The organism is Cupriavidus sp. MEYA8 (assembly GCF_059278825.1).
Genome location: NZ_CM181221.1, coordinates 127,369 through 152,925 on the forward strand (window position 1 = coordinate 127,369; position 25,557 = coordinate 152,925).

Here is a 25,557-nt window from a genome sequence, read left to right on the forward strand (position 1 = left end):
GGAGCCCGAGAACATGAGCGAGAACAAACTGCCCCCGCGCCCGATGCGCCTGTCCGGCCTCGAGCCCTTCACCATCGACGACGACACGCTGTTCGTCAACGTCGGCGAGCGTACCAACGTGACTGGCTCCAAGGCCTTCGCGCGCATGATCCTGAACGGCCAGTTCGACGAGGCGCTGGCGGTGGCCCGCCAGCAGGTCGAGAACGGCGCGCAGATCATCGACATCAACATGGACGAGGCCATGCTGGACTCGAAGGCCGCGATGGTTCGCTTCCTGAACCTGATCGCCTCCGAGCCGGACATTGCGCGTGTGCCGATCATGATCGACTCGTCCAAGTGGGACGTGATCGAGGCCGGCCTGCAGTGCGTGCAGGGCAAGCCGGTGGTGAACTCGATCTCGCTGAAGGAAGGCGAGGAGCAGTTCCGCCACCACGCCGAGCTGATTCGCCGCTACGGCGCGGCCAGCGTGGTGATGGCCTTCGACGAGAAGGGCCAGGCCGATACCTTCGAGCGCAAGACCGAGATCTGCAAGCGCAGCTACGACATCCTGGTCAATGAAGTCGGCTTCCCGCCGGAAGACATCATCTTCGACCCGAATATCTTCGCGGTCGCGACCGGCATCGAGGAACACAACAACTACGCCGTGGACTTCATCGAAGCCACGCGCTGGATCAAGCAGAACCTGCCATACGCCAAGGTGAGCGGCGGCGTGTCCAACGTGTCGTTCTCGTTCCGCGGCAACGACGTGGTGCGCGAGGCGATCCACACCGTTTTCCTGTACCACGCGATCGGCGCGGGCATGGACATGGGCATCGTCAACGCCGGCCAGCTCGGCGTGTATGACCAGCTCGATCCCGAGTTGCGCGAGCGCGTGGAAGATGTGGTGCTCAATCGCCGCGAGGATTCCACCGATCGCCTGCTGGAAATCGCCGACCGCTACAAGGGCGGCGGCGCGAAGAAGGAAGAAAACCTGGCCTGGCGCGGCACGCCCGAGCAGCCGGTGCCCGTGGGCGAACGCCTGGCGCATGCGCTGGTGCATGGCATCACCACCTTCATCGTCGAAGACACCGAGGAAGTCCGGCAGCAGGTCGCCGCGCGCGGCGGCCGCCCGATCGAGGTGATCGAGGGCCCGCTGATGGACGGCATGAACATCGTCGGCGACCTGTTCGGCGCCGGCAAGATGTTCCTGCCGCAGGTGGTCAAGAGCGCGCGCGTGATGAAGCAGGCGGTGGCGCACCTGCTGCCCTTCATCGAGGAAGAAAAGCGCCTGCTGGCCGAGGCCGGCGGCGATGTGCGCGCGCGCGGCAAGATCGTGATCGCCACTGTGAAGGGCGACGTGCATGACATCGGCAAGAACATCGTGTCGGTGGTGCTCCAGTGCAATAACTTCGAGGTCGTCAACATGGGCGTGATGGTCCCGTGCAACGAGATCTTGGCCAAGGCCAAGGTCGAGGGCGCGGACATCGTCGGCCTGTCGGGGCTGATCACGCCGTCGCTGGAAGAAATGGCCTACGTCGCATCGGAGATGCAGCGCGACGACTACTTCCGCGTGAAGAAGATCCCGCTGCTGATCGGCGGCGCCACCACCTCGCGCGTGCATACCGCGGTCAAGATCGCGCCCAACTACGAAGGGCCGGTGGTGTACGTGCCTGACGCCTCGCGTTCGGTCAGCGTGGCGTCGAGCCTGCTGTCCGATGAAGGGGCGGCGAAGTACCTGGACGAACTGAAGGCCGACTACGACCGCATCCGCACCCAGCACGCCAGCAAGAAGGCCACGCCGATGGTGACGCTGGCGCAGGCGCGCGCCAACAAGACGCCGATCGACTGGAGCGGCTACGTGCCGCCCAGGCCCAAGTTCGTCGGCCGCCGCGTGTTCCGCAACTACGACCTGGCGGAACTGGCCAACTACATCGACTGGGGCCCGTTCTTCCAGACCTGGGACCTCGCCGGCAAATTCCCCGATATCCTCAACGACGAGATCGTCGGCGAGTCGGCGCGCAAGGTGTTCTCGGACGGCAAGGCCATGCTGTCGCGCCTGATCCAGGGCCGCTGGCTGACGGCCAACGGCGTGATCGCGCTGCTGCCGGCCAACACCGTCAACGACGACGATATCGAGATCTACACCGACGAGACCCGCAGCAAGGTCGCGCTGACCTGGCACAACGTGCGCCAGCAGAGCGAGCGCCCGGTGGTCGATGGCGTGCGCCGCCCCAACCGCTGCCTGGCGGACTTTGTCGCCCCGAAGGACAGCGGCATCGCCGACTACGTGGGCATGTTTGCCGTCACCGCGGGCCTCGGCGTCGACAAGAAGGAAGCCCAGTTCGAGGCCGACCACGACGACTACAGCGCGATCATGCTGAAGGCGCTGGCCGACCGCCTGGCCGAAGCCTTCGCCGAATGCCTGCACGAGCGCGTGCGCAAGGACCTGTGGGGCTACGACGCGGCCGAGCAGCTGAGCAACGAGCAGCTGATCGCCGAGTCCTACCGCGGCATCCGTCCCGCGCCCGGCTATCCGGCCTGCCCGGAGCACACCGTCAAGGGCCCGATGTTCGAGTTCCTCGACGCGGCCGAGATCGGCATGGGCATCACCGAGTCTCTGGCAATGACGCCGGCCGCTTCGGTGAGCGGCTTCTACCTGGCGCATCCCGAGTCGACCTACTTCACCATCGGCAAGATCGGCCAGGACCAGCTCGACGACATGGTGGCGCGCCGCCATGAAGAACGCGCCACGCTGGAGCGCGCGCTCGCGCCCAACCTGTAACGGGGTGCGACGGCAGGGCGCCGGCCACGGCCGCGCGATCCTGCCGCCAGCCCGTTGATGTCACAGGGAATTTCCCCGTGCAACGGCTTCCCGGCCTGGTTGCAGCGGCGTATCCGACGCCTCACAACTCCTTACAGAGCCTTTCAATCCCTCACAGACCGGTGCAGGTGCGATCCCTAGACTGAGGGCTCGATTCACGCAAACACCAGCGCGTGAACACCGCGACGAATGTTTCGCCGCGGGGCATCCTGAAAGGAGTCTGTCCATGAAGAAACTGCTGCTCTCCCTGTCCGCCCTGTCGATCGCCGCCGCTTCCTCGCTGGCCATGGCACAAGGTACTGGTGTGGGCGCCGGCGCGAAGGCCGACGTCGGCGCATCGGTGACCGCGCCCTCGCCCTCGGCCGCCACGCAGGGTGCGTTGAATACCGCGGGCAGCGCCGCCACCGGCGTCACCAGCGCCGCCGAGAAGGGCCTGTCGACCGCGGGTGCGGCAACCGACAAGGGCGTGTCGGCAGCGGGCTCCGCGGCTGACAAGGGCCTGTCCACCGCCGGTGCGGCGGTCGAGAAGGGCGCCAGCACGTCGGCCGATGCCAAGGCCGAAGCCGGCAGCAAGGCCAAGCACGGCAAGAACACCACCAAGTCGGCCAAGAAGTCCAAGGCAGACGCCAGCGTGGGCGCCGAGGCCGGCGCGAAGGTGCAGTAAGCTCGCCGCCAGCCGGCACAGGCGCGCAGGCTCTGATGCCCTGATTCTCAGGGCCTGACGCGCCGCAGCAAAGCGGGACGGACTCCAGGCCGTCCCGCTTTGCTTTTGTACGCCATGCCTCCTGCCGTTGACCCGCGGGCCCCTCCATGTGCGCTCTACGCGTTGTGGCCGTGCATCATGTCAGCCTGACACCGACAGCCCCAGCGCCCGGCCGGCACTACAATGACAGCAACGCAAGCGGTTCCGCCTGCACCCGACTGCACCGGGCAATGTGCCGGTCCGTTCAACCCCGTGGAGCCCCTCATGATCCGCGTCCTGATCGCTGACGATCACGAGATTGTGCGTGCCGGGCTGCGACAGTTCATTTCCGACGAGCCCGACATCCAGGTGACTGGCGAAGCCGGCAGCGGCGACGAAGTCATGGCTCGGCTGCGTGACGCCGAATACGATGTGCTGGTGCTGGATATCTCGATGCCCGACCGCAACGGCATCGACGTGCTCAAGCTGATCCGGCAACGCAAGCCTGAACTGCCGGTGCTGATCCTGTCCACCTACCCGGAAGACCAGTACGCCATCAACCTGATCCGTGCCGGTGCTTCAGGCTACCTGACCAAGGAAAGTGCCCCCGACGATCTGGTCAAGGCCATCCGCACGGTGGCGCAGGGACGCCGCTATGTCAGCGCCACGGTGGCCGACCTGCTGATCGGCGGGCTCGACAAGCCGACCGAGCAGCCGGTGCACCAGATGCTGTCCGAGCGCGAGTTCCAGATCTTCTGCAAGCTCTCGCGCGGGCAGTCGGTGTCGGTGATCGCCGACGAATTGTTTCTCAGCGTCAAGACCGTCAGTACCTATCGTTCCCGCATCCTGGAGAAAATGGGCATGAAGACCAACGCTGACCTGACTTACTACGCCATCAAGAACGGCCTGGTCGAGTAGCGGCAGGCCGCGGGCCGCATCGCGGCCTGCGGCGGATCGCACCGGACCGGGCCCGCAAACCAGAACATGTCGGAGCAGGCTTCGAACACTTCCTACCGGGCGCTGAGCATACTGCTGATCGAAGACTCGGCGGTCCTGCGAGGCATGCTGCTCGAATACCTGAAGGATTTCCCGTTCATCGAGAACGTGGACTGGGCCGACACCGAGGCCATGGCCGTGCGCCTGCTCGATGCCGGCAAGTACGACGTCGCCATCGTCGACCTGCAGCTGCGCCAGGGCAACGGCATCAATGTGCTGCGCGCGATGCAGCGCAAAGGCACGGACACCGTGCGCATCGTCTATACCAACCACGCCGAGGTGCAGATGTACCGCAGACAGTGCGCCGAGGCGGGTGCCGATTATTTCTTCGACAAGTCGCTCGAGCTGGAGCAGGTGTTCCGCGTGATCGAGGAGCACGCGGCGGCGGCGTCCTGATCCTCCTGGCTATCCTTCAGGCAGCACCCATCAGGCGCGTGCAGGCTCTTCGCCTTCCGGCTCTTCCGCCGGCGCCAGCACGGATGCCGTCAGCGGCACCTCGATGTGGATGCGCACGCCCGCGTGCGCCGACGAGTCGATCTTCATGCTGCCGCCCAGCGCGGTGACGCGCTGCTCCATGCCGAGCAGGCCGTGGTGGCCGGCGATGCTGCCGGCGTCGAAGTCGGGCGGCAGGCCTTTGCCGTCGTCGCGCACGGTCAGCGTCAGCAGCTCGCCGCGGCACGCCAGGCAGACCTCGACGCGCCTGGCTTCCGAGTACTTGCTGGCATTGGTCAGCGATTCCTGCACGATCCGGTACAGCGCGATCGCCGCTTCGTCGCGCAGCGCCGGCAGGTCCTCGGGCACGCTGACTTCGGTTTCCCAGCTGTTGCGCGCGCCGACTTCCTCCACCAGCTGGCACACCGCGGCGCGCAGGCCGAGGTTGAGCAGCACGGTGGGGCGCAGGTCCTCGATCAGGCGGCGCTTGATCTGGATGCCCTGGTCGACGTGCAGCATCACCCGCGTCAGGCGCTCGGCGCCTTGCGGATGCGCCTGCTGGATCTGGCGGCGCACCCAGTGCAGGTCGAGCTTGATGGCGGTCAGGATCGCACCCAGCTCGTCGTGCAGCTCGCGCGCCAGCCGGGTTTTCTCGTCTTCGGTAACGCGCTGAAGGTGAGCCGCCAGCGCAGACAGCTGGCGCGTGCGCGCGCGCACCTTGCGGTCGAGCTTGGCGCTTTCCTCTTCCAGCTGCGCGCGCACCGCCTCGGCCATGGACAGGCGCTTGGCGTGGCCCACGCCGACCGCGAGCAGCAGGATGATGTTGATCGCGGTCAGCAGGCCGATGCCGTAGCGCGACAGCTGCACATCGTTCTCGGCGCCTTCCAGCCGGTGCGAGACCGAGCCCGCCTCGCGCGCCTGCAGCTGGTCGAGCCCGCGGCGCGCGTTGTCCATGGTCTGCTTGCCGTAGTCGGTGCGGACCAGGTCCAGCGCCACTTCCAGGTCGCGCTTGCCATAGACCAGCGTCAGCGCCATCTCGTTGAGCTTGCTGTTGATCAGCTTGGAGGTGTCGCCGAACATCTTCAGCCCCTCCGGGTCGTTGGCATAGTCCGCGCGGATCTGCGCCATCAGCTCGGCGATGCGCGGCAGCCCCTTGTAGTAGGGCTCGAGGTAGCTTTCCTTGCCGGTCAGCAGGAAGCCGCGCTGGCCAGCCTCGGCGTTGACCAGCTCGCCGTTGAGCGCGGCCAGCTCGGTCTGCACGCGCTGCGAGCGGATTACGTCGGTGTAGCTTTCGCGCAGGCGGATATTGCCGGTTTCCGACGCCACCAGCACCGCCAGCGTCAGCACGATGCCGCCCGCGAGCAACAGCGTGTGAGGAAGAAATGACTGCTTGAACATGGGGGCATCTTTCCTGTGGTTGGGGTGCGCTGCCTGCCCGTGCGGCGCCAGGGAGCGCTCATGGGATCACATCGATCCGCATGGGTCAACCTTGATGCGTCGGGCGTGCCGCGCCCTTACTGCCATGCTGTAGGACTCGGCTGACAGCGGAATCGGCTCGCTGTCGGTATTGGCGCGGCGGCTGGCTTCCTACGATGAGGCTATGAGCTTGCACCTTGTGGCGCAAGTCTTCACTTGGGCTCCGGGCCAGTGCCGGCCCGGTCAGCCATCTTCGGGAGCCTAGCCATGCTGCACTATGCACTCGTATTTTTCGTCATCGCCCTGATCGCGGCGATCTTCGGCTTCGGCGGTATCGCTGCCGGCGCCGTGGAAATCGCCAAGATCCTGTTCTTCATCTTCCTGGTCGTGGCACTGGTGGCCGCGGTGATGGGACTGGTCCGCAGGCGATAGCGCCGGCCACGCGCCGGCTCCTGTGCCGATCGCAACCTGAGGAGACCCTATGCTGACCCAGAACCCCAAAGTCCGGAAGGAACTGAACCACTTGTCCGACAGTGCCGACAGCGCCATCCGCCATCTCAAGCACGCAGCGCGCGATTCGCGCGAGGCCGCTGCGCCGGTTTCCGGCGAGGTCAAGGCGCTGATCGCCCAGCTGGAGCACACCATCGAAGTGCTGGCGCGGGAAGGCTCGGCCGAGAGCCTGCGTGCCGGCCAGCGGCTGCGCGACCGTGCCAGCGAGATGGCGCACCGGCTGCGCGAGCAGACCACCGACGGCATGATGCGCGCCCGCGAACGGATGGACGGTGCGGTCGAACACTCGCGCCAGCGGGTCGTCGATTCGCCGCTCAAGGCGGTGGCGATTGCCGCTGCCATCGGTGCGCTGCTCGGTGTTCTGCTGGCCAACGGCCGCCACCACGAAGAGGAGTAGGACTGGCGGCACCGGGCCCCGCGCGGCGGGGCCCCTGAAAAGCATTCCCCCCTTTCCGGCGCCCTCGTCCGGAAGCCCGGCAACCCAACTCGGTGCCGGGCGTCTTTTTTTGTGCGCGCCGCGCGTGCGGCGGCGCGCCCGGGGCTGCCTTGCCTTCGGGCTACACCCCCCACAGGACGTTGGTCCCTTCCCGCTGCGAGGCGCGCAGCATGTCCAGGAAGGGATAGGCGCGCTGCCCCAGGTGCAGCGGCTCTTCCTCGTCTTCATCGACTCCCGACTTGCCTTCCACGGCCGTGCCGGCGGGATGGTCGCGGCGCGCGTCGGTCACTGCCGCTTCCAGCTTCTGGATCGCGCGGGGCAGTTCTTCGACGGTGATCACCCCCCGTTCCCCGAGATGCTTGCCGATGATGCCCAGCAGCGTGATGGCCAGATCCTTCATCATGATCAGGTCTTGCGCAGCGTGGGATTTGAAGGTGATCAGCATGGTGTGGTTTCCTTTTCCGGACATGCAGGGGACGGCGTTCCCGGGGGCGGGAAGCCGCATGGATTGTGGCCCGGGGCCATCTTCGCGCATGATGTCAGCATAGCACCTGATAAAATTCCGCGTTCCCGATTCCAATGCCTGTTTCAATGCCTGTTGAGCGGTGCGGCGTACCTTTGCCGTCACATGCCGCTTCGGGCGTTGGTGCCGCACGTTGGTGCCGCAGTTGGTGCCGCATTTACGCGGCGCCTGAATACTTGCCCACAGGGCTTCCGACATCCATGCTGCCTGTTCAGACCTCCAATCTCGCCGCCGCGTTCACCGATGCCGTGCGCGTGCTCGCCCCGGCCGATGCCACCCTGCCCGCCGTCACTTTCGAGCGGCCCAAGGCGGCCGCCCATGGCGACCTTGCCTGCAACATCGCCATGCAGGTGGCGCGCGCGCTCAAGAGCAATCCGCGCGAGCTGGCGCAGCGCATCGTCGCCGCAGTGCAGGCCGATGCGCGCGCGCAGGGCTTGGTCGAGGCCATGGAGATCGCCGGTCCCGGCTTCATCAACCTGCGCCTGACCGCAGCCGCCAAGGCCGACGTGCTGCGCGCGGTGCTGGCCGAGGGCGACCACTACGGAGCGCGCGAGCGCGGCGTGCAGGGCCAGGTACTGGTCGAGTTCGTCTCGGCCAACCCGACCGGCCCGCTGCACGTGGGCCACGGGCGCCAGGCGGCGCTGGGCGACGCGCTCGCCAACCTGCTGTCGTGGCAGGGCTTCCATGTGCACCGCGAGTTCTACTACAACGATGCCGGCGTACAGATCCAGACCCTGGCGCTGTCGGTGCAGGCGCGCGCGCGCGGCCTGAAGCCGGGCGACGCCAGCTGGCCCGAGTCGGCCTACAACGGCGACTACATCGCCGACATCGCCGCCGATTTCCTCGCCGGCAAGACCGTCAGCGCCTCCGACGGCGAGCCGGTGACCGCGTCGGGCAACGTCGAGGATATCGATTCGATCCGCAAGTTCGCCGTGACCTACCTGCGCAACGAGCAGGACATCGACCTGCAGGCCTTCGGCGTCAAGTTCGACCGCTACTACCTGGAGTCGTCGCTGTACAGCGACGGCCGCGTCGAGGCCTCGGTGCAGTCGCTGGTCGCCAAGGGCAAGACCTACGAGAGCGAAGGCGCGCTGTGGCTGCGCACCACCGACGACGGCGACGACAAGGACCGCGTCATGAAGAAGACCGACGGCACCTACACGTACTTCGTGCCGGACGTGGCCTACCACACCACCAAGTGGGAGCGCGGCTTCACCAAGGTCATCAACGTGCAGGGCAGCGACCACCACGGCACCATCGCGCGCGTGCGCGCCGGCCTGCAGGGCCTGGACATGGGGATTCCCAAGGGCTACCCCGACTACGTGCTGCACAAGATGGTCACCGTGATGAAGAACGGCGAGGAGGTCAAGATCTCCAAGCGCGCCGGCTCGTACGTCACGGTGCGCGACCTGATCGAATGGTCCAACGGCCAGGATGACACCTGCGAGACCATCCGCAGCTGCCTGGAGCAGGGCGTGGCCGACTGGCCGGCGCACTTCACGCGCGGCCGCGACGCGGTGCGCTTCTTCCTGCTGTCGCGCAAGGCCGATACCGAGTTCGTGTTCGACGTCGACCTGGCGCTCAAGCAGAACGACGAGAACCCGGTGTACTACGTGCAGTACGCCCACGCCCGCATCTGCTCGATCTTCGAGTCGTGGGGCGGCGCCGACTGGGAGAGCCGCCTGGCCGAGCTGGCCGGCGCCGACCTGTCGGCCGTGACCGGCCCCGAGGCCGGCGCCCAGGCGCAGGCGCTGGCCCGCCGCCTGGCCGAGTTCCCCGACATGCTGTCGGACGCTGCCTCCGAACTGGCGCCGCATGCGGTTGCCTTCTACCTGCGCGACCTGGCCGGCGATTTCCACGCCTTCTACAATGCCGACCGCGTGCTGGTCGACGACGAGGCGGTCAAGCGCGCCCGGCTGGCGCTGCTGGCCGCGACACGCCAGGTGCTGCGCAACGGCCTGGCGGTGATCGGCGTCTCGGCGCCGCGCCGCATGTAATCGACGGGCGTTCAGCCGGACGCCCGGTGGGCGCCCAGCGGGGCGCCCGGTGGGACCCACAGGGCTGCCCGGAGGTGGCCCTATAATCCCGGCATCACCTAAGAGGACTTCATGCAACAGCAACGCAAGCGCGATGCGCGCAAGGCCCGCCGCAGCCAGCAGCGCGGCGGGACGTTCCTGGGCCTTGTGCTCGGGCTGATCGTCGGGCTGGCCATCGCCGTGGTGGTCGCCCTCTACATCACCAAGTCGCCGACGCCGTTCCAGCAGAAGAGCGCGCCGCGGCCGAGCGAGCCGGGCAACGTCGCCAGCCAGCTGCCGCCGCCGGCGCAGCCCGCCGACCAGGGGCCGAGCGACCCGAACAAGCCGCTGTGGAGCAAGACGCCGGCCAAGCCGGTGGGCCAGGCGCCCGAGCCAGAACCCAGGCCGGGCACCCAGCCGAGCCAGCCAAGCCAGCAGAACGGTCACCAGAACGGCCGCCAGAACGGCGAGCCGCCGGTGGCGGTCACCCGCCCGGCGGAGAAGCCCGTCGAGAAGCCGGCCGAAAAACCCGCCGACAAGCCTGTCGCCACCAAGCCGGCGGAAAAGCCGGTGTCCGACCCGATCGCCGAGATCGCCCAGGCCGACGCCAACAAGGTCGGCTACCTGCTGCAGGTGGGCGCGTTCCGCTCGGCCGACGACGCCGACCGCCAGAAAGCCAACCTGGCGATGCAGGGCTTCGAGGCCCGCATCACCGAGCGCGACGTCAACGGCGTAAAGATGTACCGCGTGCGCATGGGCCCATACAATCGCATCGAAGACATGAACAAGACGCGCGAGCGGCTGCAGTCGCAGGGCTTCGAGGCGTCCGTGATCCGCTTCACCAAGCAGTAATGGTCAGCGGGAACCCCGGCTCGGGCGTTATGCGCCTGGGCGGGGCGCACCCGGCCACGAAAGCGTCATAAATACGCCGTAACCAACGCAACACCCTTGTCACTGCGGCGGCGGCGCCCGGGCTGAACCGGACGCCGCCGCCGCGGTCATACGCTCATCGACCCAACCGCAAGGCCGCACCAAGATGAAGAAACTCGCCGCACTGTTCGCCATGTTCGCCGCCGTGGGCGGCCTGCTGATGTCCGCGCCGTCCCAGGCTGCGCCCACCGAGGGCAAGGAATACCAGGTCCTGAAGGCGCCGCAGCCGGTCACGCCGGGCAAGATCGAGGTCACCGAGTTCTTCTGGTACGGCTGCCCGCACTGCTTCGACTTCGAGCCCGACCTGGAAGCCTGGGTCAAGAAGCAGGGCGGCAATGTCGTGTTCAAGCGCGTGCCGGTCGCCTTCCGCGACGACCTGCTGCCGCACACCAAGATCTTCTATGCGCTCGAAGCCATCGGCAAGCTCGACGCCATGAACATGAAGGTCTTCAACGCCATCCACGTCGAGCGCAAGCGCCTGCTCGACAGCAACGAGATCGCCGACTTCATGGCCAAGAACGGTGTCGACCGCAAGGCTTTCCTGGACGCGTATAACTCGTTCACGGTGACCACCAACGCCCAGCGCGCCAACAAGATCGCCGACGCCTACAAGATCGACGGCGTGCCGACCGTGGTGGTGCAGGGCAAGTACGTGACCTCGCCGTCGATCACCGGCAACAAGCAGGGCGCGATCCAGGCCATGGATTACCTGGTGGAGCAGGTGAAGGCGAAGAAGATGTAAATCCGACTGGCGGCCTTGAACAGGCCGGTGGTTTGCCGAACGGCTGGTATCCTGTACCAGCCGTTTTTCATTTCGGACAGCCTTCTTCCATCCATGCGTCCCCTCAAAGTCTTCCTCACCGGCGCCTCCAGCGGACTCGGCCAGGCGCTGGCGCGCGAATACGCGTCGCAGGGCGCCATCCTCGGCCTGGTGGCCCGGCGCGAAGACGCGCTGCGCGAATTCGTGGCGACGCTGCCTAACCCGGGCGCGGTGCGCGTCTACGGCGCCGATGTGCGCGATGCCGATGCGATGGCGCGCGCGGCGGAAGACTTTCTCGGCCATTTCGGCTGCCCCGACGTGGTGATCGCCAATGCCGGCGTCTCGGTCGGCACCGTCGCCAGCGAACGCGAGGACCTGGATGCGTTCCGGCAGGTGATGGACACCAACTGGTTCGGCGTGCTGACCACGTTCCAGCCTTTCCTGCACGCGATGCAGCAGCGCGAGCCCGGGCCCGGCGGCCGGCGCGGCACGCTGGTCGGCATCGCCAGCGTCGCCGGCGTGCGCGGGCTGCCGGGCGCCGGTGCATACAGCGCGTCGAAGTCGGCTGTGATCAAGCTGCTGGAGAGCCTGCGGCTGGAGCAGCGCCCGCTTGGCATCCGCGTGGTCACGATCGCGCCGGGCTATATCCGCACGCCGATGACCGCGAAGAACCCGTACCGGATGCCGTTCCTGACCGATGCCGACGTGTTCGCGCGCAAGGCCGCGCGCGTGATCGCCGCCGGCCGGCGCTTCCGCGTGATCCCGTGGCAGATGGGCGTGGTGGCGGGGCTGATGCACGTGATGCCGCGCTGGCTGTACGACATGGTGGCGACCGGCGCGCCGCGCAAGCCGCGGCGCGGGGAAAGCAAGGAGCCCTGACGATGTGGACCGATGCCATTGGAGAGCAGCACGCCGCCGCAAGCGGCGAGGTGCGCATTGCCTCGCTGGTGCCATCGGTGACAGAACTGCTGTTCGCGCTCGGGCTGGAATCGCAGATGGTGGCGCGCACCGGCTTCTGCATCCACCCGGAACCGGCCGTGCGCGCGGTGCCCAAGGTCGGCGGCACCAAGGACGTCAGGGTGGCGCGGCTGCGCGAGCTGGCGCCCACGCATGTGGTGGTCAATATCGACGAGAACCGGCGCGAGACCGTCGACGAGATCCGCGCCTTCGTGCCCAACGTGATCGTCACGCATCCGTGCGCGCCGGAAGATAATTTGCCGCTGTACCGGCTGCTGGGCGGCATTTTTGGCCGTCATACCGAGGCCGAATCGCTGTGCGCGGCCTTGCAGGCCGAGCTGGATGCCATCCGCGCGCGTGCCTGGCCGGCGCGCCGCGTGCTCTACGCGATCTGGCAGGACCCCTGGATGACGGTGTCGCGCGACACCTATATCAGCCGCATGCTGGCGCTGGCCAACTGGCAGACCTGGCCAGGCGGCGCAGGCGCCGTGCAGGCGTGCGCGGGCGGCGATTGCAGCCGCCCCAACGCGCCCGGCGAACGCTATCCCACCTTCCGCTGGAGCGATGCGCTGGTGCGCGAGCTCGACCTGGTGCTGCTGTCGACCGAACCCTATCGCTTCGCCGAAGACCACGCCGACGCGCTCGAGCGCCAGCTCGGCAAGCCGGTGCTGCTGGTCGACGGCGAGATGCTGTCGTGGTACGGCAGCCGCGCGGTGGACGGCGTGCGCTACCTGGCGGCCCTGGCGGCCGCCAACTGACTTGCGCGATCAGGCGGCGCGGAAGCGGTACACGCCGTCGTCATCCAGTTGCCGCACCAGCTCGCCGCGGTGCCACAGGCAATGCAGGTGCGCCAGCGATTCGCCCATGGCGAAGGTCATCTGGTGGATGTCGAACTGGCGCTTGAAGATCACGCTGACGATATCGTGTGCGCAGCACGGCTTCTCGCGGCAGGCTTCCAGCGTTTCGGCGAGGCGGTCGGCATGGTGCTCGCGCAGCTGCATGATGCGGGTATGCAGGTTGCGGAACGGGCGGCCGTGCGACGGCAGGATCAGCACGTCCTGCGGCAGCGGCTCGTAGCGGGTAAGCGAGTCCAGGTAGAGCTGCAGCGAATTGCCTTCCGGCTCCATGTCGAACACGCTGACGTTGGTCGAGATGCGCGGCAGCACCATGTCGCCGGACACCAGCACGTTGGTCGCTTCGTTGTACAGCGCCACGTGCTCGGGCGAATGGCCGAAGCCGGTGATCACGCGCCAGCCCGAGGTGGCCGCGTCAGTGCCGATCCGCACCGTGTCGCCTTCCATCAGGCGGCGGTATTGCGCCGGCAGGTCGGGCACCAGCGACGGGTAGTAGGTCTTGCGCGCGCGCAGCTTTTCCTGGCTGTCGGGATCGGTCAGGCCATGCCGCGCGAAGTGCGCGGCGGCCGCGTCGCCGCCCGCGCTGGAGCCGGCACCGGTGCCGGTGCCCATCACGCGCGCGCTCATGTAGTCACCCAGGCTCATCCACAGTCGCACGCCGAAGCGCTTGCACAGCCAGTGCGCCAGGCCGACGTGGTCGGGGTGGCTGTGGGTCACCAGCACGCGCACCACCGGCAGCCCTTCCAGCTCGTTGGCGAAGATGGTTTCCCAATGCGCCTTGATGGTGTCGTTGGTAATGCCGCAGTCGATGATGGTCCAGCCGTCGCGCCCGTCCAGGCGGTCGCGCAGCAGCCACAGGTTGATATGGTCGAGCGCGAACGGCAGCGGCATGCGCAGCCAGTAGACGCCGGGGGCGACTTCCTGCTTGGTGCCGGGATCGGGCATGGTGTCGCCGAACGGGTATTGGAGCTGGTGTTCGAGTGCGTTCATGAGGAGTCTCTTGTTCGAAGCCTTGTGCCGGGCGGGGGCAGGCAGGCTTTCTCGTTGCGGGGCGCGCTGGCGTAACGTTCCGGTTCGCGCCAGTTGCCAGTCGCCAGGGTTGACGCTAACGTAAACGTCAACTCTGGCGGTTCGTCTCCATCTTAAGCGAAAACTTGACTTCGCAACGAACGACCGTTCACTTTACTGGGCGCACCCATGGCAGTCACGCAACCTCCAGCCTCCGCAACCTACACCATCACCGACCTCGCCCGCGAGTTCGATGTCACGCCCCGCGCCATCCGCTTCTACGAAGACCAGGGCCTGCTGTCGCCGGAGCGCGAAGGCCCGGGCGGCCGCAAGCGGGTCTACAACAGCCGCGAGCGGACCCGGCTGAAGCTGACGTTGCGCGGCAAGCGGTTAGGGCTCACTCTCAATGAGATCCGCGAGATCCTGGACCTCTACGAGTCGCCGCGCGACACCGCACCGCAGCTCGAACGCTTCCTGCACGCGCTTGCCGCCCACCGCGGCGCGCTGGAACGGCAGATGGAAGACCTGCAGGCGCAACTCGCCGAGATCGACCAGCACGAGCGCCATTGCCGGGACTTGCTGGCCGCCCAGACCGGCGGCAAGCCCGCGGCCACGGAGGGCGGCGATGCCCCGGCCCGGAAGCGATCGGCCTGATGCATCACCTGGCACGGCTTCCGTGCCGATTTGGATTGACGTTTACGTAAACGTAAATAGAATACTCCAACGCTCCACACCGGAACCCAGCCATGACGCCTGCCAACGCCAGTGCCCTTGCTGCCGAAAGTGCCGAACCTGACGCGCTGTCCGCCGCGCGCGCCGATGCCATCGCCACCAGTTTCTCGCGCCAGGGGCTGATGACCAGCTTTGGCGCTACGCTGCAGCGGGTGGAGCGCGGCGAAGTCGAGATCGCGATGCCGTGGTCCGATGGAGTGACCCAGCAGCACGGTTTCTTCCACGGCGGTGTAGTTGGCGCGCTGGCCGACAGCGCCTGCGGCTATGCCGCGCTGTCGATGGTGGGCGAGGGCGAGGCGGGCCTGACCGCCGAATACAAGATCAACCTGCTGTCCCCCGCGCAAGGCGAACGCCTGGTCGCGGTGGGCCGGGTGCTGAAGCCCGGGCGCACACTGATCGTGGCGCAGGGCGAGGTCTACGTCGAACAGGCGGCGCAGCAGGGCCGCCGCAAGCAGGTGGCCACCATGCTGATGACGCTGTGCGTGGTCAAGACCCTGGATCACGTCTGAAGCACGAATACAAAGCGAATCCAAACAGGAGACCGACATGACCGAACTGCCAGGCCTGAAATTCGACCTCGGCGAAGACATCGAGATGCTGCGCGATTCCGTGCGTACCTGGGCCCAGGCCGAACTGGCCCCGCGCGCGGGGGAGATCGACCGCACCGACCAGTTCCCGATGGACGCCTGGAAGAAGATGGGCGACCTCGGCGTGCTCGGCATCACCGTGGCCGAGGAATACGGCGGCGCCAACATGGGCTACCTGGCGCACATGATCGCGATGGAAGAGATCAGCCGCGCCTCGGCGTCGGTGGGCCTGTCGTACGGCGCGCACTCGAACCTGTGCGTGAACCAGATCCACCGCAACGGCACGGCCGCGCAGAAGGCGAAGTACCTGCCCAAGCTGGTGTCGGGCGAATGGATCGGCGCGCTGGCGATGAGCGAGCCCAACGCCGGCTCCGACGTGGTCAGCATGAAGCTGCGCGCGGAACTGAAAGGCGACCGCTACGTGCTCAACGGCACCAAGATGTGGATCACCAACGGTCCGGACTGCGACGTGCTGGTGGTTTACGCCAAGACCGAGCCCGAGCTGGGCGCGCGCGGCATGACCGCCTTTATCGTCGAGAAGGGCATGAAGGGCTTCTCCGTGGCGCAGAAGCTGGACAAGCTGGGTATGCGCGGCTCGCACACCGGCGAGCTGGTGTTCGAGGACGTGGAGGTGCCGGCCGAGAACATCCTCGGCGCCGAGAACAGCGGCGCCAGGGTGCTGATGAGCGGGCTGGACTACGAGCGCGCCGTGCTGTCGGGCGGCCCGGTCGGCATCATGCAGGCGTGCATGGACGTGGTCACGCCGTATATCCACGACCGCAAGCAGTTCGGCCAGAGCATCGGCGAATTCCAGCTGATCCAGGGCAAGGTGGCCGACATGTACACCACGCTGCAGGCGGCGCGCAGCTACCTGTACACGGTCGGCAAGAACCTGGACGCGCTCGGCAGCGACCACGTGCGCCAGGTGCGCAAGGACTGCGCCGCGGTGATCCTGTACACGGCCGAGAAGGCCACCTGGATGGCGGGCGAGACCGTGCAGATCCTGGGCGGCAACGGCTATATCAACGAATACCCGGCCGGGCGCCTGTGGCGCGACGCCAAGCTGTACGAGATCGGCGCCGGCACCTCTGAGATCCGCCGCATGCTGATCGGCCGCGAGCTGTTCGCGGAAACGATGTAACGGCATGCCGGGAGGGGCGCCGGATTCACCTCCGGCGCCCCCGGACATCCGCAGCGCTCCCCCGGAACCCATTTACAATCTCACTACCCGTCGCAAGACCGTCACGCAGTCGCCCCCCGTCGACCCATGTCCCACTTCCCCAAACTGCTCTCTTCGCAGATTGCCTTCGATGTGGCGAGAACGATGCTCGACGGGTTCGACAAGCACTACCGGCTGTTCCGCGAGGTCAGCCACCAGGCCAAGCTCAAGTTCGAGGCCGGCGACTGGCACGGGCTGCAGCAGATCCAGCGCGACCGCATCGCCTTCTATAACGAGCGCGTGCGCGAATCGAGCATCATCCTGGAAGACGAGTACGACGCCGAGAACATCGACGACGAGATCTGGCAGCAGATCAAGCTGCACTACATCGGGCTGCTGACCAACCACCACCAGCCCGAACTGGCCGAGACCTTCTTCAACTCGGTCTGCACGCGCATCCTGCACCGCTCGTACTTCAACAACGATTTCATCTTCGTGCGCCCGGCGATCTCGACCGAGTACATCGAGAACGAGGAATCGCCGACGCGGCCGACCTTCCGCGCCTACTATCCGGGCAGCCGCGAGGGCATGGCGGCGTGTTTCGAGCGCATCGTGCACAACTTCCAGCTCGAGCGCCCGTTCGAAGACCTGGCGCGCGATATCGGCTACGTGGTGCGCGCCGTCGGCGAGCATTTCGGCGACTTCCGCACCGCGCCGAATTTCCAGATCCATACGCTGTCGTCGCTGTTCTACCGCAACAAGTCGGCCTTCATCATCGGCCGCATCCTGAACGGCGACCGCACCTTCCCGCTGGCGATCCCGATCGTGCACGGCCCGTCGGGCAAGCTGGTGCTGGACTCGGTGCTGCTGAAGAAAGAACAGCTGCTGATCCTGTTCTCGTTCACGCATTCCTACTTCATGGTCGACATGGAGATCCCGTCGGCCTACGTGACCTTCCTGCGCGACATCATGCCGCGCAAGCCGCGCGCGGAGATCTACACGTCGCTGGGTTTGCAGAAGCAGGGCAAGAACCTGTTCTACCGCGATTTCCTGCATCACCTGCAGCATTCGTCGGACAAGTTCATCGTCGCGCCCGGCATCCGCGGGCTGGTGATGCTGGTGTTCACGCTGCCGTCGTACCCGTACGTGTTCAAGGTCATCAAGGACTTCTTCCCGGCGCCCAAGGAAACCACGCGCGAACTGGTGAAGTCGAAGTACCAGCTGGTCAAGCAGCACGATCGCGTCGGCCGCATGGCCGATACGCTGGAGTACTCCGACGTGGCCTTCCCGCTGTCGCGCTTCGATGAAGCGCTGGTGCGCGAGTTCGAGCAGCACGCGCCGTCGATGATCGAATACCAGCGCGACAAGCACGGCGGCGAGGAAATCGTGGTGCGCCACGTCTATATCGAACGCCGCATGACGCCGCTGAACATCTACCTGCAGGAAGGCACCGACGCGCAGGTAGAGCACGGCGTGCTGGAATACGGCAACGCCATCAAGGAACTGATGGCCGCCAATATCTTCCCGGGCGACATGCTGTACAAGAACTTCGGCGTCACGCGGCACGGGCGCGTGGTGTTCTACGACTACGACGAGATCGAGTACCTGACCGATTGCAATATCCGCAACGTGCCGCAACCGCGCAACGAGGAAGAGGAGATGTCGGGCGAGGTCTGGTACACGGTGCGTCCGCACGATATTTTTCCCGAGACATTCCGCACGTTCCTGCTGGGCGATGCGCGCGTGCGCGCGGCGTTCCTGCGGCACCACGCGGATTTTTTCGACCCTGCCATGTGGCAGGGTCACAAGGACCGGCTGCTGGCCGGACATGTCCATGACTTTTTTGCCTATCACCCTGCCGAGCGATTCATCAACCGCTACGGCGCTGTCTCTGAACTGCCTGCCGCCGACCCTGCAAGGAGAGTCGCATGAATGACGCCATCGCCCAGCTGTTCCGCAACAACCGTGACTGGGTGGACCGCGTCAACGCGGAAGATCCAACCTTCTTCACCCGCCTGGCCAACCAGCAGGCGCCGGAATACCTGTGGATCGGCTGCTCCGATTCGCGCGTGCCGGCCAACCAGATCCTGGGACTGGCCCCGGGCGAGGTGTTCGTCCACCGCAATATCGCCAACGTGATCGCGCACAGCGACCTGAACGCGCTGTCGGTGATCCAGTTCGCCGTGGAAGTGCTCAAGGTACGCCATATCACGGTGGTGGGCCACTACGGCTGTGGCGGCGTCAAGGTCGCGCTCAAGCGCGAGCGCATCGGCCTGGCCGACAACTGGCTGCGCCATGTGCGCGACGTGGCCGACAAGCACGAGGCCTACCTCGGCACCGTGCTGCGCGAGGAAGACGCGCATACCCGGCTGTGCGAACTGAACGTGATCGAGCAGGTCAGCAATATCTGCCAGACCACGGTGATCCAGGACGCCTGGGACCGCGGCCAGGCCGTCACGGTGCACGGCTGGATCTACGGCGTGTCCGACGGCCTGCTGCGCGACCTGGGCATGGCCGCCAGCAACAACGACGAGCTGCGCGAGCAACTGGCCGCGGCCTACCGCCAGTACGGCGATCCGCCGCAGGCGTCAATCCGCTGACGCGCTGGTCCTGCACCAGGCACCACTTACGCAACCATACCGATCCAGGAGACCCGACATGGAAGAGATCGTCATCGTTTCAGCCGCCCGCACGCCTATGGCTGCGTTCCAGGGCGAATTTGCCAGCGTGACCGCGCCGCAGCTCGGCGCCGCCGCCATCCGCGCGGCGGTAGAGCGCGCCGGCCTGAAGCCGGAGCAGGTGGAAGAAGTGGTGTTCGGCTGCGTGCTGCCCGCCGGCCAGGGCCAGGCGCCGGCACGCCAGGCCGCGCTGGGCGCGGGCCTGCCGCTGGCCGTGGGCTGCACCACCGTCAACAAGATGTGCGGCTCGGGCATGCGCGCGGCGATGACCGTCTATGACGGCCTGATCGCCGGCTCGTTCGATGTCGCGGTCGCCGGCGGCATGGAAAGCATGACCAACGCGCCGTACCTGATCCCGAAGGGCCGCGGCGGCTATCGCATCGGCCACGGCATGATCTACGACCACATGATGCTGGACGGCCTGGAAGACGCGTATGACAAGGGCCGCGCCATGGGCACCTTCGGCGAGGACTGCGCCGCCAAGTATGGCTTCACGCGCCAGCAGCAGGACGAATTCGCGATGGAAAGCGTGCGCCGCGCGCAGCAGGCCACCGAGAAGGGCGACTTCCGCTGGGAAATCGCGCCGGTGACGGTATCGGGCAAGGGCGGCGACACGGTGATCGACACCGACGAAGGCCCGCGCCGCATCAAGCTCGACAAGATCCCGTCGCTGAAGCCCGCCTTTGCCAAGGACGGCACCATCACCGCCGCATCGTCGTCGTCGATCAACGACGGCGCCTCGGCGCTGGTGATGATGCGCGCTTCCACGGCGAAAAAGCTGGGCCTGCAGCCGATCGCCCGCATGCTGGGCCACACCACGCATGCGCAGGCGCCGGGCTGGTTCACCACCGCGCCGGTGGAGGCCATCGCCAAGCTGTACCGCAAGCTGGACTGGAACACCGACAGCGTCGACCTGTTCGAGATCAACGAGGCCTTCGCCGTGGTGCCGATGGCGGCGATGCACGATCTGAAGATCCCGCGCGACAAGGTCAATATCCACGGCGGCGCGTGTGCGCTGGGGCATCCGATCGGGGCCTCGGGCGCGCGCATCATGACCACGCTGATCGGCGCGCTGCGCAAGACCGGCGGCAAGCGTGGGGTGGCGAGCTTGTGTATTGGTGGTGGTGAGGCAACGGCGGTGGGGATTGAGATCCTGTAAGGGCTTTCGCTTCCCGCTTGTTTTCTCCCCTCTCCCGCATGCGGGAGAGGGGAGCCATGCAGAGGCAGTTTGCTGAACCCGTCGGTACCAGACCAAGGAGCAACCTTGCCAACCGTCCTGATCCTCGGTGCCTCCCGCGGCATCGGCCTTGAATTCGTCCGCCAGTACCGCGCCGACGGCTGGCGCGTCATCGCGGCGGCACGCACGCTGGAAGGCGTGGGCGCGCTGCAGGCGCTTGGCGCCGAAGCCCATCAGGTAGACCTGTCGGATCCCGGCGCTGTCGCCGGGCTGGGCTGGAAGCTCGACGGCGAAGCGCTCGACGTGGCGATCTACAACGCCGGCGTGCTGGGCCCGCGCACCGAAGGCGCGCAGCCGGTGACGCCGCAGGACTTCGACCGGGTGATGCACGTCAACGTGCTCGGCCCGATGATGGCGCTGCCGCTGGTGCTGCCCTATGTCGAGGCCGGACAGTCCGGCCACGGCGGCGTGCTGGCGGTGCTGTCCTCGCGCATGGGCAGCATCGGCGGCATGGAGCACAACGGCAGCTGGCTGTACCGTGTCAGCAAGGCCGGCGCCAACGCAGCGCTGCGCGCGGTCTCGCTCGACGCGCGCCATGCCACCTGCGTGGCGCTGCACCCCGGTTGGGTCAAGACTGACATGGGCGGCCAGGAAGCCGACCTGACCGTGCAGCAGAGCGTCAAGGGCATGCGCCAGGTGCTGGCCGGCGTCAAGCGGCGCGACAACGGCACTTTCCACAACTACGACGGCACGCCGATCCCCTGGTGATCGCGGCGCGCACGACCAACCGACCATCGATATGCTGCTGACCCCCGAACAGGAAATGATCCGCGACGCCGTGCGCCAGTTCGCGCAGGAGGTGATCGCGCCGCAGGCCGCGCAGTGGGACCGCGACAAGACCTTTCCCAAGGACGTGCATCGCGAACTGGCCACGCTGGGCGCCTATGGCGTGGCCGTGCCGGAAGAATACGGCGGCGCTGGCCTGGACTACCTGTCGCTTGCGCTGATCCTGGAAGAGATCGCGGCCGGCGACGGCGGCACCTCCACCGTCATCAGCGTCAACAACTGCCCGGTGTGCAGCATGCTGATGTCATTCGCCAGCGAGGCGCAGAAGCAGCAGTGGCTGGTGCCGCTGGCGCGCGGCGAGATGCTCGGCGCGTTCTGCCTGACCGAGCCGCACGTCGGCTCCGATGCCTCGGCGCTGCGCACCACGGCGGTTCGTGACGGCGGCGACTACGTGCTCAACGGCGTCAAGCAGTTCATCACCAGCGGCAAGAACGCCGACGTGGCGATCGTGCTGGCGGTGACCGACAAGGCCGCCGGCAAGCGCGGCATCAGCGCGTTTATCGTGCCGACTTCCACGCCCGGCTATGTTGTGGCGCGGCTGGAAGACAAGCTCGGCCAGCATTCGTCGGACACTGCGCAGATCCTGTTCGAGGACTGCCGCGTGCCGGCGGCCAACCTGCTGGGCGACGAGGGCGGCGGCTACAAGATGGCGCTGTCGGGGCTGGAGGGCGGGCGCATCGGCATCGCCTCGCAGAGCATCGGCATGGCGCGCGCCGCGTTTGAAGCGGCGCTGGCGTACGCCAGGGAACGCGAGAGTTTCGGCCAGCCCCTGTTCCAGCACCAGGCGGTGCAGTTCCGCCTGGCCGAGATGGCCACGCGCATCGACGTCGCGCGCCAGATGGTGTGGCACGCGGCGGCGCTGCGCGACGCCGGCCGCCCGTGCCTGAAGGAAGCGGCGATGGCCAAGCTCTTTGCCAGCGAGATGGCGGAGCGGGTCTGCTCGGACGCGATCCAGGTGTTCGGCGGCTATGGCTATGTCAGCGACTTCCCGGTCGAGCGCATCTACCGCGACGTGCGCGTGTGCCAGATCTACGAGGGCACCAGCGATATCCAGAAGATCCTGATTGCGCGCGCGCTGGCCTGACCCGGGCTTAAAAAGCGTACGATGATGCCATGTGCCGCCGGCGTCCCCGGCAACAGGAGGCACGACCGCCTGGACAACAAGGAAAAGAAACCCGCATGACCGCAGTAACCCAGGGCCATTCCGGCCGTTTCGATTGCGTGATCTTCGACTGCGACGGCGTGCTCGTCGACAGCGAGCCCATCGTCAACCGCGTGCTCAACCAGATGCTGAACGAACTCGGCATCGGGATCTCGCTGGAAGACTCCACGCGCCTGTTCCTCGGCCGCGCCGTGCGCGAGGAACTGGGCATGATCGAACGCATGCGCGGCGCGCCGCTGCCCGAGAACTGGCTGTCGACCTGGCTGGCGCGCCGCAACGCGGTGCTCGAGGCCGAAGTGGCGGCCGTGGCGCATGTGCGCGACGCCATCGGCAAGATCGCCGCCACCGGCATGCCGGTGTGCGTGGCGTCGGGCGCGGACCGCATCAAGGTCAAGCTGCAGCTGACCAAGACCGGGCTGGTCGAGCTGTTCCAGCAGGATGAGCGCGAGCATATCTTCTCCGCCACCGAAGTGGCGCGCAGCAAGCCCGCGCCCGACGTGTACCTGCTGGCGGCGCGCACCATGGGCGTCGAGCCGGCGCGGTGCGCCGTGATCGAAGACAGCCCCACCGGCGTCACCGCCGGCGTGGCCGCGGGCATGACGGTGTTCGGCTACGCCGCGCGCAACGACGCCGCGTCGCTGCGCGAAGCCGGTGCACACACGCTCTTCACCGACATGCGCGAGCTGCCGGAGCTGGTGGGATGACCGCGCGCCGCCCGCCCAAGGCCGGTCCGGTGCCGTGCCCATGCGGCGGCGCCGACTATGCTGCGTGCTGCGGCCGCTTCCATCGCGGCGAGGCGCTGCCGCCCAACGCGGAAGCGCTGATGCGCTCGCGCTACAGCGCCTATGTGCTGAACGACACTGACTGGCTGCGCCAGACGTGGCATCCGTCTACCTGTCCGGCGGACCTTGCGCCAGACACCGCCACGCGCTGGCTCGGGTTGTCGGTGAAGGCGCACGCACAGCAGGACGACACCCATGCCGAAGTGGAGTTCGTCGCGCGCTACAAGGTCGGCGGGCGCGCCTGGCGGCTGCATGAGCGCAGCCGCTTCGTGCACGAGCCGCGCGCGCCCGGCGAGACCCCGCGCTGGCTCTATGTGGATGGCGACATGATCGGGGAAGCGCCATGAGCATCGCCACATAGGCCGGCCTCCATCCCTCGCATGCAGCGCAGGCTGGACGGATCCCCACCAAGACCCTAGCAACGAGACGATACGATGCCCACGCTGGAAACCAAACTGAACGCCCGCTCGGAATCGTTCAAGGCCAATGCCGACGCGATGCGGGAACTGGTGGCCGACCTCAAGGCGAAGGTCGCAAAGCTGGCGCAGGGCGGCGGTGACGATGCGCGCAGCAAGCACCTGTCGCGCGGCAAGCTGCTGCCGCGCGACCGCGTGCAGCAACTGCTCGACCCGGGCACGCCGTTCCTGGAGCTGTCGCAGCTTGCCGCCTACGACATGTATGACGATGCCGCGCCGGGCGCGGGCATCATCACCGGTATCGGCCGCGTGGCCGGGCAGGAGTGCGTGATCGTCTGCAACGACGCCACCGTCAAGGGCGGCACGTATTATCCGATGACGGTCAAGAAGCATGTGCGCGCGCAGGAGATCGCCGAGCAGAACAACCTGCCGTGCATCTACCTGGTCGATTCCGGCGGCGCCAACCTGCCCAACCAGGACGACGTGTTCCCCGACCGCGACCACTTCGGCCGCATCTTCTACAACCAGGCCAACCTGTCCAAGCAGGGCATCCCGCAGATCGCGGTGGTGATGGGCTCGTGCACCGCCGGCGGCGCGTACGTGCCGGCGATGAGCGACGAGTCGATCATCGTCAAGAACCAGGGCACTATCTTCCTGGGCGGCCCGCCGCTGGTGAAGGCCGCCACCGGCGAGGAGGTGAGCGCCGAGGACCTGGGCGGCGCCGACGTGCATACGCGCCTGTCCGGCGTGGCCGACTACTTCGCGCAGAACGACCACCACGCGCTGAGCCTGGCGCGCAATATCGTGCAGCACCTGAACCGGCGCAAGCCGGACCAGATCCGCCTGCACGAGCCGGTCGAGCCGCTGTACGCGGTGGAAGAACTGTATGGCGTGATCCCCACCGACACGCGCAAGCCCTATGACGTGCGCGAGGTAATCGCGCGCATCGTCGACGGCTCCGAGTTCGACGAATTCAAGGCGCGCTACGGCACCACGCTGGTGTGCGGCTTTGCGCGCATCTGGGGCTACCCGGTCGGCATCGTCGCCAACAACGGCATCCTGTTCTCGGAGTCGGCGCTGAAGGGCGCGCACTTTATCGAGCTGTGCTGCCAGCGCAAGATCCCGCTGGTGTTCCTGCAGAACATCACCGGCTTCATGGTGGGGCGCAAGTACGAGAACGAAGGCATCGCCCGCAATGGCGCCAAGATGGTGACCGCGGTGGCGACGGCGCAGGTGCCCAAGTTCACGGTGATCGTCGGCGGCTCGTTCGGGGCCGGCAACTACGGCATGTGCGGGCGTGCCTATTCGCCGCGCTTTTTATGGATGTGGCCGAATGCGCGCATCTCGGTGATGGGCGGCGAGCAGGCGGCGAGCGTGCTGGCGACGGTGCGCCGCGATGGTATCGAAGCGAAAGGCGGCAAGTGGAGCGCGGAGGAAGAGGATGCGTTCAAGCAGCCGATCCGCGACCAGTACGAGCACCAGGGCCACCCGTACTACGCCAGCGCGCGGCTGTGGGACGACGGCGTGATCGATCCCGCGCAGACGCGCACGGTGCTGGGGCTGGGGCTGTCGGCCAGCCTGAACGCGCCGATCGAGGACATGAAGTTCGGCGTGTTCCGCATGTAGCGCCGTCACGGCATCGTCGCTGTCTGCTTTACTGGTTTCATGGCTTCATCGGTTTCATCGGTTTTTTGGCTGC

At 66.9% G+C, this 25,557-nt stretch carries 25 protein-coding genes; 22 read left to right on the forward strand and 3 right to left on the reverse strand.

The window, feature by feature from the left end:
- Nucleotides 1–13 precede the first annotated feature (13 nt).
- From metH to AC5WJ1_RS00580, 4 genes are all read left to right on the forward strand, one after another.
- Nucleotides 14–2,761, forward strand: coding sequence for a methionine synthase (gene metH / locus AC5WJ1_RS00565; protein WP_135704141.1), 2,748 nt, complete (start codon nt 14–16; stop codon nt 2,759–2,761).
- A gap of 265 nt (nt 2,762–3,026) precedes the next feature.
- Complete coding sequence (locus AC5WJ1_RS00570; RefSeq protein WP_135704144.1) at nt 3,027–3,464, forward strand: hypothetical protein; 438 nt, start codon at nt 3,027–3,029, stop codon at nt 3,462–3,464.
- Nucleotides 3,465–3,767: 303 nt separating this feature from the next.
- A complete protein-coding gene (locus AC5WJ1_RS00575; RefSeq protein WP_133095002.1) occupies nt 3,768–4,400 on the forward strand; it encodes a response regulator in 633 nt (210 codons plus the stop codon).
- A 66-nt stretch (nt 4,401–4,466) separates the two neighbouring features.
- Nucleotides 4,467–4,874 carry a response regulator gene (locus AC5WJ1_RS00580; RefSeq protein WP_135704146.1) on the forward strand — a complete coding sequence of 136 codons (408 nt, stop codon included), beginning with the start codon at nt 4,467–4,469 and terminating at the stop codon, nt 4,872–4,874.
- Nucleotides 4,875–4,904: 30 nt separating this feature from the next.
- Here the strand turns inward: AC5WJ1_RS00580 and AC5WJ1_RS00585 are convergent, their stop codons facing one another.
- Nucleotides 4,905–6,308: a sensor histidine kinase gene (locus AC5WJ1_RS00585; protein ID WP_133095004.1), complete on the reverse strand. Its 1,404-nt coding sequence runs from the start codon at nt 6,306–6,308 to the stop codon at nt 4,905–4,907.
- Between the two features lie 285 nt (nt 6,309–6,593).
- Here AC5WJ1_RS00585 and AC5WJ1_RS00590 point away from each other — a divergent pair, with 285 nt between their 5' ends.
- Both AC5WJ1_RS00590 and AC5WJ1_RS00595 read left to right on the forward strand, forming a co-directional pair.
- Entirely contained in the window at nt 6,594–6,758 is a 165-nt protein-coding gene (locus AC5WJ1_RS00590) for a DUF1328 domain-containing protein (protein ID WP_029047756.1), read from the forward strand.
- 49 nt (nt 6,759–6,807) lie between these two features.
- On the forward strand, nt 6,808–7,233 hold the full coding sequence (locus tag AC5WJ1_RS00595; protein WP_135704148.1) for a DUF883 family protein: 426 nt from the start codon (nt 6,808–6,810) through the stop codon (nt 7,231–7,233).
- Between the two features lie 160 nt (nt 7,234–7,393).
- Here AC5WJ1_RS00595 and AC5WJ1_RS00600 read toward each other — a convergent pair whose 3' ends face one another.
- Nucleotides 7,394–7,717, reverse strand: coding sequence for a DUF1840 domain-containing protein (locus AC5WJ1_RS00600; RefSeq protein ID WP_063239886.1), 324 nt, complete (start codon nt 7,715–7,717; stop codon nt 7,394–7,396).
- A 278-nt stretch (nt 7,718–7,995) separates the two neighbouring features.
- Between AC5WJ1_RS00600 and argS the strand changes: the two genes are divergently transcribed.
- The 5 genes from argS (at nt 7,996) to AC5WJ1_RS00625 (ending at nt 13,215) form a co-directional block, all read left to right on the forward strand.
- Entirely contained in the window at nt 7,996–9,792 is a 1,797-nt protein-coding gene (gene argS, locus AC5WJ1_RS00605) for an arginine--tRNA ligase (protein WP_135704151.1), read from the forward strand.
- 111 nt (nt 9,793–9,903) lie between these two features.
- A complete protein-coding gene (locus AC5WJ1_RS00610) occupies nt 9,904–10,662 on the forward strand; it encodes an SPOR domain-containing protein (protein WP_135704153.1) in 759 nt (252 codons plus the stop codon).
- Between the two features lie 184 nt (nt 10,663–10,846).
- On the forward strand, nt 10,847–11,482 hold the full coding sequence (locus AC5WJ1_RS00615; protein WP_133095008.1) for a thiol:disulfide interchange protein DsbA/DsbL: 636 nt from the start codon (nt 10,847–10,849) through the stop codon (nt 11,480–11,482).
- A 93-nt stretch (nt 11,483–11,575) separates the two neighbouring features.
- Nucleotides 11,576–12,379 carry an SDR family oxidoreductase gene (locus AC5WJ1_RS00620; RefSeq protein ID WP_133095009.1) on the forward strand — a complete coding sequence of 268 codons (804 nt, stop codon included), beginning with the start codon at nt 11,576–11,578 and terminating at the stop codon, nt 12,377–12,379.
- A gap of 2 nt (nt 12,380–12,381) precedes the next feature.
- Nucleotides 12,382–13,215 (forward strand): helical backbone metal receptor, encoded by an 834-nt coding sequence (locus AC5WJ1_RS00625; RefSeq protein ID WP_135704155.1) that lies wholly within the window; start codon nt 12,382–12,384, stop codon nt 13,213–13,215.
- A gap of 9 nt (nt 13,216–13,224) precedes the next feature.
- Here the strand turns inward: AC5WJ1_RS00625 and AC5WJ1_RS00630 are convergent, their stop codons facing one another.
- Entirely contained in the window at nt 13,225–14,301 is a 1,077-nt protein-coding gene (locus AC5WJ1_RS00630) for an MBL fold metallo-hydrolase (RefSeq protein WP_133095011.1), read from the reverse strand.
- A gap of 207 nt (nt 14,302–14,508) precedes the next feature.
- On the opposite strand from AC5WJ1_RS00630, the gene AC5WJ1_RS00635 reads away from it, so the two are divergent.
- The 11 genes from AC5WJ1_RS00635 (at nt 14,509) to AC5WJ1_RS00685 (ending at nt 25,484) form a co-directional block, all read left to right on the forward strand.
- Nucleotides 14,509–14,973 (forward strand): MerR family transcriptional regulator, encoded by a 465-nt coding sequence (locus AC5WJ1_RS00635; RefSeq protein WP_133095012.1) that lies wholly within the window; start codon nt 14,509–14,511, stop codon nt 14,971–14,973.
- Between the two features lie 92 nt (nt 14,974–15,065).
- Nucleotides 15,066–15,560 (forward strand): PaaI family thioesterase, encoded by a 495-nt coding sequence (locus AC5WJ1_RS00640; protein ID WP_135704156.1) that lies wholly within the window; start codon nt 15,066–15,068, stop codon nt 15,558–15,560.
- A gap of 37 nt (nt 15,561–15,597) precedes the next feature.
- Nucleotides 15,598–16,779, forward strand: a complete 1,182-nt coding sequence (locus AC5WJ1_RS00645; RefSeq protein ID WP_135704157.1) for an isovaleryl-CoA dehydrogenase — start codon at nt 15,598–15,600, stop codon at nt 16,777–16,779.
- Between the two features lie 126 nt (nt 16,780–16,905).
- On the forward strand, nt 16,906–18,729 hold the full coding sequence (gene aceK, locus AC5WJ1_RS00650) for a bifunctional isocitrate dehydrogenase kinase/phosphatase (RefSeq protein ID WP_133098505.1): 1,824 nt from the start codon (nt 16,906–16,908) through the stop codon (nt 18,727–18,729).
- Nucleotides 18,726–19,397, forward strand: coding sequence for a carbonate dehydratase (gene can, locus AC5WJ1_RS00655; RefSeq protein ID WP_133098506.1), 672 nt, complete (start codon nt 18,726–18,728; stop codon nt 19,395–19,397). Before aceK ends, can begins: the two co-directional genes overlap by 4 nt.
- 58 nt (nt 19,398–19,455) lie before the next feature.
- Nucleotides 19,456–20,634 (forward strand): acetyl-CoA C-acetyltransferase, encoded by a 1,179-nt coding sequence (locus tag AC5WJ1_RS00660; protein ID WP_133098507.1) that lies wholly within the window; start codon nt 19,456–19,458, stop codon nt 20,632–20,634.
- A gap of 105 nt (nt 20,635–20,739) precedes the next feature.
- A complete protein-coding gene (locus AC5WJ1_RS00665; protein WP_133098508.1) occupies nt 20,740–21,420 on the forward strand; it encodes an SDR family oxidoreductase in 681 nt (226 codons plus the stop codon).
- 31 nt (nt 21,421–21,451) lie between these two features.
- Nucleotides 21,452–22,582 (forward strand): acyl-CoA dehydrogenase family protein, encoded by a 1,131-nt coding sequence (locus AC5WJ1_RS00670; RefSeq protein WP_494476295.1) that lies wholly within the window; start codon nt 21,452–21,454, stop codon nt 22,580–22,582.
- Nucleotides 22,583–22,677: 95 nt separating this feature from the next.
- Entirely contained in the window at nt 22,678–23,364 is a 687-nt protein-coding gene (locus AC5WJ1_RS00675; RefSeq protein ID WP_133098510.1) for an HAD family hydrolase, read from the forward strand.
- On the forward strand, nt 23,361–23,789 hold the full coding sequence (locus AC5WJ1_RS00680; protein WP_133098511.1) for a YchJ family protein: 429 nt from the start codon (nt 23,361–23,363) through the stop codon (nt 23,787–23,789). The genes AC5WJ1_RS00675 and AC5WJ1_RS00680 overlap by 4 nt, the downstream gene beginning before the upstream one ends.
- A gap of 87 nt (nt 23,790–23,876) precedes the next feature.
- A complete protein-coding gene (locus AC5WJ1_RS00685; protein WP_494476296.1) occupies nt 23,877–25,484 on the forward strand; it encodes a carboxyl transferase domain-containing protein in 1,608 nt (535 codons plus the stop codon).
- Nucleotides 25,485–25,557 lie beyond the last annotated feature (73 nt).

Coding starts and splice junctions, on each gene's coding strand:
- metH (WP_135704141.1), top strand. CDS start 14: ATGAGCGAGAACAAACTGCCCCCGCGCCCGATGCGCCTGTCCGGCCTC.
- AC5WJ1_RS00570 (WP_135704144.1), top strand. CDS start 3,027: ATGAAGAAACTGCTGCTCTCCCTGTCCGCCCTGTCGATCGCCGCCGCT.
- AC5WJ1_RS00575 (WP_133095002.1), top strand. CDS start 3,768: ATGATCCGCGTCCTGATCGCTGACGATCACGAGATTGTGCGTGCCGGG.
- AC5WJ1_RS00580 (WP_135704146.1), top strand. CDS start 4,467: ATGTCGGAGCAGGCTTCGAACACTTCCTACCGGGCGCTGAGCATACTG.
- AC5WJ1_RS00585 (WP_133095004.1), bottom strand. CDS start 6,308: ATGTTCAAGCAGTCATTTCTTCCTCACACGCTGTTGCTCGCGGGCGGC.
- AC5WJ1_RS00590 (WP_029047756.1), top strand. CDS start 6,594: ATGCTGCACTATGCACTCGTATTTTTCGTCATCGCCCTGATCGCGGCG.
- AC5WJ1_RS00595 (WP_135704148.1), top strand. CDS start 6,808: ATGCTGACCCAGAACCCCAAAGTCCGGAAGGAACTGAACCACTTGTCC.
- AC5WJ1_RS00600 (WP_063239886.1), bottom strand. CDS start 7,717: ATGCTGATCACCTTCAAATCCCACGCTGCGCAAGACCTGATCATGATG.
- argS (WP_135704151.1), top strand. CDS start 7,996: ATGCTGCCTGTTCAGACCTCCAATCTCGCCGCCGCGTTCACCGATGCC.
- AC5WJ1_RS00610 (WP_135704153.1), top strand. CDS start 9,904: ATGCAACAGCAACGCAAGCGCGATGCGCGCAAGGCCCGCCGCAGCCAG.
- AC5WJ1_RS00615 (WP_133095008.1), top strand. CDS start 10,847: ATGAAGAAACTCGCCGCACTGTTCGCCATGTTCGCCGCCGTGGGCGGC.
- AC5WJ1_RS00620 (WP_133095009.1), top strand. CDS start 11,576: ATGCGTCCCCTCAAAGTCTTCCTCACCGGCGCCTCCAGCGGACTCGGC.
- AC5WJ1_RS00625 (WP_135704155.1), top strand. CDS start 12,382: ATGTGGACCGATGCCATTGGAGAGCAGCACGCCGCCGCAAGCGGCGAG.
- AC5WJ1_RS00630 (WP_133095011.1), bottom strand. CDS start 14,301: ATGAACGCACTCGAACACCAGCTCCAATACCCGTTCGGCGACACCATG.
- AC5WJ1_RS00635 (WP_133095012.1), top strand. CDS start 14,509: ATGGCAGTCACGCAACCTCCAGCCTCCGCAACCTACACCATCACCGAC.
- AC5WJ1_RS00640 (WP_135704156.1), top strand. CDS start 15,066: ATGACGCCTGCCAACGCCAGTGCCCTTGCTGCCGAAAGTGCCGAACCT.
- AC5WJ1_RS00645 (WP_135704157.1), top strand. CDS start 15,598: ATGACCGAACTGCCAGGCCTGAAATTCGACCTCGGCGAAGACATCGAG.
- aceK (WP_133098505.1), top strand. CDS start 16,906: ATGTCCCACTTCCCCAAACTGCTCTCTTCGCAGATTGCCTTCGATGTG.
- can (WP_133098506.1), top strand. CDS start 18,726: ATGAATGACGCCATCGCCCAGCTGTTCCGCAACAACCGTGACTGGGTG.
- AC5WJ1_RS00660 (WP_133098507.1), top strand. CDS start 19,456: ATGGAAGAGATCGTCATCGTTTCAGCCGCCCGCACGCCTATGGCTGCG.
- AC5WJ1_RS00670 (WP_494476295.1), top strand. CDS start 21,452: ATGCTGCTGACCCCCGAACAGGAAATGATCCGCGACGCCGTGCGCCAG.
- AC5WJ1_RS00675 (WP_133098510.1), top strand. CDS start 22,678: ATGACCGCAGTAACCCAGGGCCATTCCGGCCGTTTCGATTGCGTGATC.
- AC5WJ1_RS00680 (WP_133098511.1), top strand. CDS start 23,361: ATGACCGCGCGCCGCCCGCCCAAGGCCGGTCCGGTGCCGTGCCCATGC.
- AC5WJ1_RS00685 (WP_494476296.1), top strand. CDS start 23,877: ATGCCCACGCTGGAAACCAAACTGAACGCCCGCTCGGAATCGTTCAAG.